Origin of the sequence: Microvirga tunisiensis (assembly GCF_009296175.1) — a bacterium.
Taxonomy (GTDB): Bacteria; Pseudomonadota; Alphaproteobacteria; order Rhizobiales; family Beijerinckiaceae; genus Microvirga; species Microvirga tunisiensis.
In genome coordinates this window covers 21,181-29,229 of record NZ_VOSK01000062.1, presented here as the reverse complement: position 1 = coordinate 29,229, position 8,049 = coordinate 21,181, and the positions used below count along the sequence as shown (strand labels likewise).

General features: G+C 63.7%; 7 protein-coding genes and 1 pseudogene. 2 read left to right on the top strand and 6 right to left on the bottom strand.

Annotated features, from left to right (window positions below):
• Nucleotides 1–380, top strand: a 380-nt coding sequence (locus tag FS320_RS16900) for a transposase (protein WP_152711663.1), incomplete at its 5' end; no start/stop codon positions are given.
• Nucleotides 381–407: 27 nt separating this feature from the next.
• Here the strand turns inward: FS320_RS16900 and FS320_RS16895 are convergent.
• From FS320_RS16895 to FS320_RS16880, 4 genes are all read right to left on the bottom strand, one after another.
• Complete coding sequence (locus FS320_RS16895; protein ID WP_152712996.1) at nt 408–983, bottom strand: hypothetical protein; 576 nt, start codon at nt 981–983, stop codon at nt 408–410.
• Nucleotides 980–2,065: a metallophosphoesterase gene (locus tag FS320_RS16890; protein ID WP_162003035.1), complete on the bottom strand. Its 1,086-nt coding sequence runs from the start codon at nt 2,063–2,065 to the stop codon at nt 980–982. Before FS320_RS16890 ends, FS320_RS16895 begins: the two co-directional genes overlap by 4 nt.
• A gap of 323 nt (nt 2,066–2,388) precedes the next feature.
• The gene (locus FS320_RS16885; protein WP_152712994.1) at nt 2,389–3,708 is read right to left on the bottom strand and encodes a protein kinase domain-containing protein; all 1,320 of its coding nucleotides are present in this window, start codon (nt 3,706–3,708) and stop codon (nt 2,389–2,391) included.
• Between the two features lie 32 nt (nt 3,709–3,740).
• Nucleotides 3,741–4,661 (bottom strand): vWA domain-containing protein, encoded by a 921-nt coding sequence (locus FS320_RS16880; RefSeq protein ID WP_152712993.1) that lies wholly within the window; start codon nt 4,659–4,661, stop codon nt 3,741–3,743.
• Nucleotides 4,662–5,136: 475 nt separating this feature from the next.
• Between FS320_RS16880 and FS320_RS16875 the strand changes: the two genes are divergently transcribed.
• Nucleotides 5,137–6,111 (top strand): quinone oxidoreductase family protein, encoded by a 975-nt coding sequence (locus FS320_RS16875; RefSeq protein WP_152712992.1) that lies wholly within the window; start codon nt 5,137–5,139, stop codon nt 6,109–6,111.
• Between the two features lie 68 nt (nt 6,112–6,179).
• On the opposite strand, the pseudogene FS320_RS47930 reads toward FS320_RS16875, so the two are convergent.
• Together FS320_RS47930 and FS320_RS16865 are read right to left on the bottom strand one after the other, a co-directional pair.
• Nucleotides 6,180–7,097: pseudogene (locus FS320_RS47930) on the bottom strand (LysR family transcriptional regulator).
• A 189-nt stretch (nt 7,098–7,286) separates the two neighbouring features.
• A complete protein-coding gene (locus FS320_RS16865; RefSeq protein WP_152712991.1) occupies nt 7,287–8,021 on the bottom strand; it encodes an NAD(P)-binding domain-containing protein in 735 nt (244 codons plus the stop codon).
• Between the last annotated feature and the right edge of the window lie 28 nt (nt 8,022–8,049).

Below are 8,049 nucleotides of genomic sequence, written 5' to 3'. Positions count from 1 at the left end.
ACCTCCATGACCGCGCCGGAGCCGAACTCCTGCTGGAGGGTCTGCAGAATCTGTTTCCGGCCATTGAGTTGATGTGGGCCGACACGGCTTATCGTGGGCTGAAGGACTGGCTCCAGAAGGCCCTGAGCTGGAGATTATCCATCCCGCAGCATTGGTGGAGCGGCGGAACCTGGATGCGGGCTGACGCGGAGCCGCCGACGCGACCGAGTGGCTTCCAGGTGCTCGCACGCAGGTGGGTTGTCGAGCGGACCATCGGTTGGCTCACCACCAACCGGCGGCTCGCCAAGGACTACGAACGCTTGGTCGAGACCGGCGAGATGTTGCTCTATCTCGCCATGAGCCGCATCCTGCTGCGTCGCCTCACGCGAAAGGAAAGATAATTGCTCACCAGCCTCTTAAATGCGGCCTCAGAAATAGTAAGGCCCGAACAGCGCTCCACCCACCAGCGAAAGCATGATTAACAGGAACATCGCAAGGATCACGAAGCGCATCAGGCAGCCGCCCAGCACCGCCCCAACCGGTGGGGCCTCAGGAGTGGTGTAGGTTGCTCCTCGGGATAGGCGGCCGGACCGTGAAGCGGCCCTGAGGATCTCCAGCATTCTTGCCGTACGGATATCGCGCACCGAAGCGCTCTCATCGCTGGCACCCAAATCCCGATCTGGAGCTCTTTCCCGTTCTCTGCGGCTCCAGGGTTTGGCGCTGGTTCTGGGGGGCGATGGCGGGGGATCGACGCGCGGCGGTGCAGCCGACGTGACCGTCGTCCGTGGACGAGGCGGGGCGGCGGGCGGAATGGGCCTTGCCGCCGGACGGACCGGATCGCCGAATGCCGCGCCGCAGTGCGGACATACCGAGGCATCGAGCCATCGCCCGGGCTTGTGGTTCGTGCAGTAGTAGCGGACCTGCGCCTCGTGACAGGCTTCGCATTCGCCAGGAGTCGTCTTCGAGGTACCACAGTTCGGGCAACGCAGGATTACGCCGGTCATCGATGAGATTCCTGGATCGTTTCACTCTCGGGGCTGCCGGGGGCGAGTTCCGGATAAACCTCGCGGATCATGTCCGCAGGGATGTGCAGCCGATACACCTGGGGAAGCGTTCCTTCGACAAATTGCGCCATGGTGGGAACGCGCTCGTAGGAGCCGAAGCTCTCGCGGCTCAATCGGCGCGAGAGCGCCACCGTCGTCAGCACCGGATGAGCCCCATAGGCGGGATAGGCTGCGTATCTCTCTTCGACATGATCGTGGCCGCGCACCATGTGTGTGACTGGGCGTCCCAAGCCAGCGCTCAGGGAGCAGAAAGCGGCGAAGTCCTCATACCCAAACTGGCTCCCCCGCGAAAAGCGGTTCGGGAGCTTCTTGCGGGCTTTCGGATGCGCCCTGGTCCACACGAAGTCCGATAGGCACATCGGATCGTTCCACTCTCCTGCTTCGGCAAGCCGCGCGTGCAGATCCACGAGCGGGAAGCCTCCATGAGCTACCAGGAGACCGTCGGGAAAGAAGAGCGCACGCGGAGCGTGATCAAACAGACGCACGGCCACCTTGCCGGCCCGCTCGATCCATTCGTGCGCGAGATTGGCGTTCAGGAAATCCGCGAAGTCCGACGGTGTCACGCTCGAAGCAAACCGCACGCCATCGTAGGAGAGCGCCTCGTCGTGGTTGCCCGCGATCAGGCACACGCGATCCGGCGCGTCCACGATCAGCTCGAACACGCGGAGAAGGACTTCGAGCCCGAAACCTTCATCGTCGAAAAGATCGCCGAGAAACACGATCCGTGGCTTGGCCTCGCCGGTTTGCGAGGCCCGATGACTGCGCATTGCCGCCAAGGCGGCCTCGAGCGCCAGAAGATCGCCGTGCAGATCGCCGACGATCCACAACGGGCTTGTGGTATCCATGGCGGAGATCTGGATCGCCTTGTCGGCAGGCACGGCCCGGTTATTGTCGAACAGCATGCCGGGCCCGTCGGCTCTATCGAGCAACGCCTCCATCCGCTCCACTATCGACCGCAGGTTGGCGCGGATGGAGGATGGGTTGACCGCATTACGGACGCCCTGCCAATCCAGGTCTTCCACCTCCACAATCTGCAGGGTATCTTGCCCGATGGGAGTGGCCGGAACCGCATCCGAAGGCGGGCTGCCCGTGCCAGACGGAGGCTCACCGGTCAACGGCAGGGTTGGAGCAACCTCTGATGCACCTTCAACGCCTGCGACGAGAGCTCCCGGGGCAAGAGTCTCAGGGGCAAGAGTCTCAGGGGCAAGAGTCTTGGAAGATCGTGTAGGATCCTGCGTATCAGGTTCATCCTTGGGCACATCGGCCGGTGTTGAAGTTGCCTCTGACTGCTTCGGCTCTTCGCACGGAGGGTCGGACTCGGGTGCTTCATGTCCGTCGGGTAGGTTCATTTGAGCGCCCGCGCCGTGAGCGGCATCTTGACGATGCCTTTGTCTTGGCGTCCGACAGCGATCCGGTCACCCTGCCTGAGCGGGTATGGCGCCGTTAGCGCCGTGCCGTTCACGAGGGTTTCGTTGGTCGTTCCTGCGACAGGCGAGAGCACCCATTGCTGGCCGGATTGGCGTTCCAGAACACATTGGCGGTTGTCCCAGAACTCGCTGTCCGGCCCGAACTGCCGCACCAGGGTTTTTCCAAGTTCCGTCCTTACGCCGATCTGCAGCGAGCGGCCGTCCGGGCCCAGCAACTCGATCCTGTCGGACAGGATCAGCTCGGCGGCAGCGCGAGGAGCGCTGCTGGCCGGCGCCTTTGCCGAAGCCGTCGCAGAGCCGGCTTTGGAGACGGATGGTTTCTCCCCGCGCCCGCTCAGAACGGCGCGCAACTCCGCAGCCGTCGGTCGGTCAGCCGGGTTCGGAGAAAGGCAGCGGTGCAGGAAAGAGCTGACCTCGGCATTGCTCGCCGGCGACGGCATCACCCCCGCAAGCGCTGGAGGTTTAGCGGCATAGCTCTGCACGAGCTTTGCGTACTCGGCCTGATCGTCGGTCCAATAGGGATGATACCCTGCGAGAAGTTCGTAGAGCATCAGCGCGCAGGTAAAGACATCGGACGCAAGCCCCGGCACGGATCCTCGGGCCATGTGCTCGGGAGAGCGGTAATTGTCGGTGCCGACATATCCCTGATGGCCATGCCATGGCGCGCGCCGGTCAGCCAGGAGTGAGAAGTCCATGTCAATCAGTTTGAGCTGGTAACCGGAACTGATCGTGGGGTCCTGGATCAGATACGCATTCGCCGGTTTCAGGTCGGCATGGACAATCTTGGATTCGTGCAGCGCCGCTATTCCGGTCATGAAGACCTTGGCCCAAGTGACATGACGCGCCCAGACCGCAGGATCACGGGTGGCGGGCGACTTCGTTCGGCGATGCCACTCGCGCTCCTCATCGAGCATCTGCTGCAGGTCGGCTCCGTTCTCGACGAATTCGAAAGCCTGGAAGTAGCAGGGCCCGCCCCAGACCTCTTCGAACGCATCCACCTGGCGAACGGCGAACTGCGCCGCCCGCCCGTTCCGGACGCGGGCTCCGAGCTCGTTCTGGTAAGCAACGAACGCCTTGTACCAAACGACAGTGGGGGCAGGAGACTTGTACTGCTTCAGAAAGACTTTCTCTCCCGTCGGCCCCTCGGCGCCATAGGAGATCGCCATCATGCCCGGCCCGAAGACTTTCGTGACACGGTACTGCCGGATCCGATCCCCGACCTTCAGCTTCTTGGCCATGACTTGCGCTCAGCGTGCCAGAGGCGGAGCGTCTACAGCGCCACGGTCGCTGCCGACCGCGACACGCTGGCGGCCAGCTGCTTCAAGGTGTTGCGGAAATTGACCGGGTCCGATGTAAATTTCTGCAGTGCCTCCTGCGGGTTCAATCCTTCGTATTCCACGACCTCCCATTCCGACTTGTCGATCTGGCTTAGTCGGTCATAGCCCTCGAAGTTGGGGGCAAAGAGACTGAGAATGATGCGATTGGCCATTACCAGGTTTGCAACATCCTGGAGCGAACCGCCCTTCGCCTCAGGAAGGCTCATGGTTTCCTTGAACGACGCATCGGTGAAGACGATGACGACGCGAGCCGCATCGCTCCTATAGCGCCATTTTGCCGGATCCTCGGTCTGCGATCCTTTCGGTGCCGCCTCCATAGAGGCAACCGTATAGAGAGCATCGAGAAGCGATTCTGGCTCGTCGCCGCCACCGTTTGCCTGCAAGGTGCCGAGTTGCGCCTTGAGGGCGCCGGCGTCACGCACGAACGAGTTGTCGACGATCCAAGGCAGGCCTTCGGCTTGGGCAGCCTCGATGTCACGATACCCGACAACCTTGCCGCGCCAAGCCCTCACAGGGGCAGCGTTGTTGGCATCGCCCTGGCTCAGGGAATCGATGAATGCCTCAATGTTTCTGCGGAGCGCGTCGATGCAGGGAGACATGCTGCCGCTGACATCGACGAGGAACACGATATCGGCCACGCCTTTGGTCTTCGGGCGCTCCTGCACGTTTGGCGGAGCGGCCATTTCAGCTGGTGCGCTTTCCGTCGGAGCTGCCTCTACTGGCCCATCCGGCGTGGATGCTTTCGGATCCGCGGGCGTTCCGAGTGCCGGTTCCGTCGGGCTTGTCGCCTCGGCCGAAGCCGCGCTTCCAGGCGTTGCCGGAGTAGGCTGATCGGAATGCTCCATATTGCTCATGCGTCCGCTCCACTTGGCGTAATTTTGTTCTCGGCCGGATGCGCCGGCCCAAGCTATCCGACAACAGGGTGGGCAGATTGAAGTTCCCGGCTGCGCTTTAGGCGCTCAAAGGTGGAAGTGTCCAAGGATGAGCCGCAGGCTTTCTCTGTGGGAGTAAAGTTGTTTGTCAGACCAATGCTGCGAACGTCACCTTCTGGCGCAGGGCTGACCTTAGCCGTACTTCTGCATCGCCGGGATGAGCAGACCTTCATTCGGTCCGCTCAACGTTACACTTTGACCCTGAGGCGACATTCAGGCGCGTTCGCGGAGGTCCAGATAGCCTGCTGGGCAGCTTGGCCGAGTGCAGACTGCCATTGCTTCACTCCATGCAGCATTGTCTTGCACCGATCCCGGCTTGTTCCCGGCCGATGCACGCCTAACCTCCCGACTGTATTGATGAGCCCACGGGTCGGCTCGCCGCGAGGGAGGAAAAGCGATGGCAACGGCAATTCGACTGACTCAAACGGGCGGCCCCGAGGTGCTCACGCCTGAGACCGTCGAGCAGGTCCAGCCGGGTCCCCATGAGGCCTGGATCGAGCAGGAGGCGATTGGCGTCAACTACCTCGATGTCACGCAGCGCAAGGGTGCCGTGCCGATCCCGCTTCCCGGCGGCCTTGGCCTCGAAGGAGCTGGACGTGTCACGGCCGTCGGCTCCGCCGTCACCAACGTCGCCGTGGGCGACCGGGTGGCGTATATCCTCGGCCCGCTGGGAGCCTATGCAAGCGGGCGTCTCTATCCGGCCGAACGCCTGGTGCGCCTGCCGGACGGCATCAGCTTCGAGGACGCCGCGACCGTTCTATTCAAGGGCGTTACCGCGCAGTACCTGCTGAAGAGCACATACCCAGTGGGGCCTGGCACGGTCGTCCTGCTCTACGGTGTTGCGGGTGGGCTCGGCCAGATCATGGCGCCGTGGGCCAAGCATCTCGGCGCCTTCGTGATCGGCGTGGTGTCCAAGGAAGCCAGCGTCGAGCGGGGGCGCGCGCTTGGATGCGATGCCGTGCTGGTTTGGGGAGCCTGCGATCTCCCGGCGGAGGTCGCGGCCATCACCAATGGCCGGAAGGCTGATGTGGCCTACGACGGCATTGGGCGCGACACCTTCGCGGCCTCGCTGGACAGCCTGCGTCCGCGCGGTCTGCTTGCTTCCATAGGGGCATCCACCGGGGCACCGCCGCCCATCGAGGTCGGGACACTGAACGCCAAGGGCTCGCTCTTCCTGACCCGTCCCGGTTTGGCGGCCCATGCGACCGACCTTGCCGAGTATCGTGAGCGGGCAGCGGACGTATTCGCTGCTGTGACGGCTCGTATCATCACGCCCTCAGTGTGGAAGACCTTCCCCCTTGCGGAGGCGGCTGCGGCCCATGCGGCGCTGGAGGGCGGCGCCTCGGCGGGGCCGATCCTGTTGAAGCCCTGAATAGAAGGTCTGGTGGGCGCCGTATTTCGCGCAGATCGCGGCGGTCCGCGTCCTGCCCGTTCGAACATTCAGAGGGCGCTCGATGGTTCGATGCGAGACCATGGTGGCCCTTGCTGGAACTGTTCGCCAATCCAATCAACGAAGGCGTCTGTCATGGCCGGGGTGAAGCGTACCGACGGACGCACGAGGTAGATCCCGCCGTCGGCATCGAACGTCCATCCGGAAAGGACGCGGACCAGCGTACCTTGCGCGAAGTCCTGCGCCATCAGCCACTCTCCCGCGCCCAGAATTCCGATCCCGGCCCGGGCGGCGTCGAGAAGCGCACTGCTGTCGTTGGAAATCAGGGAGCCCCGGACGGTGACAGTCTCCGTCGTCCTCCCGTCAGAGAGCCGCCATTCGGGAAACGAGGCCAGACCCGTGAACCCAAGGCAGTTATGACCCGCGAACTCCTGCGGAGTGACAGGAGTGCCATGGCGGCGCAGGTAATCGGGTGAGGCGCAGAGAACGCGCCGGAGGTCGCCGAGCCGTCTCGCGACCAGCCGGCTGTCGCTCAGGACGCCGACGCGGATCGCCGCATCGAAGCCCTCGGTGACCAGATCGACGTAGCGTTCGCTCTAGTCGACCTCCACCGTCAGGGCAGGATACTGGCGCAGGAACGAGGGAAGATGCGGGGCCAGCCACTGCCGTCCCATGGCGGCCGGAAAGCCAAGGCGCAGCTTGCCTCGCAGGTCAGCCGCGCCGGCGCTGGCTTCCAGCTCTGCGTCCAGGATCGTCTCGCTTGCAGCCTGCACGCGAGCCGCCAAGCGTTCGCCGGCCTCGGTCAGCCTGACTTGGCGTGTCGTCCGCTCAAGCAGGCGAACCCCTAGACGGGCTTCAAGCGCCGCGATCCGCCGCGACACGATGGTCGGGTGCCGTTGGAGCGCCCGTCCAGCCGCGACGAACGTTCCCTCTCGGACGACGGCCAGGAGTGGCGCGAGCTCATCCATCCGGCCGCTATCGAGGTTGGTCATCAGGGCTCCTCATAGGGAACGGCACGCACCTGGAACCTCTACCGATGCCCGCCTTAGGATCAAGCGGCATTGGGTAGCAAAGACCACAAACCAGCAGGTAAGTGCCCGGACAAACGGGGTGTTTTCCTGTTTGCGACATCGTGCCGGCGGTGAATAGCTCAGTCATCATGCGGTGACGGCGCGATTTCGGGCGACCATCCCGTCATGCGTTACCCCGGCGCCCGCTGCCACGAATTCCTTGATCAGCGCCTCACGGTTCTCCGGAGCGCGCCGCCTGTCGGCGGCGGCCAGAGCCGCTTCCAGTTCGTGCAGCGTAAGTTCGGTGCAGTAGCCCGGCGTGCCGGGCTGCTGCCGCCAGGACTCGGCGAGCGGGCCCGCATCCAGCGTGTCGAACCCCGTGTCGTCCACCAGTTGGAACGTCGTCGCCTTCCCCTTTTCATCGTCGCCGGCGACAGGGATGGCGATGCGTCCTGACGCGCCTGCCGGCGTTCCCCTGTCGGACAGGGTCTCGGCCAGTACCGCGTTCCACGCCTTGATGACCGAGCGGCCGATCTGTTCGCTGACCCAGACGCTTTTGGGCTTGCCGTCATCGACTTCGGCAATCACGCCGTCGCGGAAGGGATAGTAGTTCGAGGTGTCGATCACCACGACCTCAGTTGGGACATCGCTGAAAAGGCCTGCCAGATCAGGGTACCGCGCGAACGGGATCGACAGAACGACCACATCAACATCCCTGAACGCCAGCTCCTTGCTGACGGCGACAGCGCCCAGGTCACGGGCCAGGTCGCGAATGGAGTCCGGCCCTTTCGAGTTCGCGAGTTTGACCTCATGGCCGCTGGCAGCCAGCTTCCGGGCGAGCGTCGCGCCAATATTTCCGGCGCCGATGATTCCGATCCTCATGGGAGCATCCTTCCTGGGTTGTGACTGG

What these genes read in the sequence shown, in the direction of transcription:
- FS320_RS16865 (WP_152712991.1), bottom strand. Translation starts at nt 8,021, where the DNA reads ATGAGGATCGGAATCATCGGCGCCGGAAATATTGGCGCGACGCTCGCC.
- FS320_RS16895 (WP_152712996.1), bottom strand. Translation starts at nt 983, where the DNA reads ATGACCGGCGTAATCCTGCGTTGCCCGAACTGTGGTACCTCGAAGACG.
- FS320_RS16880 (WP_152712993.1), bottom strand. Translation starts at nt 4,661, where the DNA reads ATGAGCAATATGGAGCATTCCGATCAGCCTACTCCGGCAACGCCTGGA.
- FS320_RS16875 (WP_152712992.1), top strand. Translation starts at nt 5,137, where the DNA reads ATGGCAACGGCAATTCGACTGACTCAAACGGGCGGCCCCGAGGTGCTC.
- FS320_RS16885 (WP_152712994.1), bottom strand. Translation starts at nt 3,708, where the DNA reads ATGGCCAAGAAGCTGAAGGTCGGGGATCGGATCCGGCAGTACCGTGTC.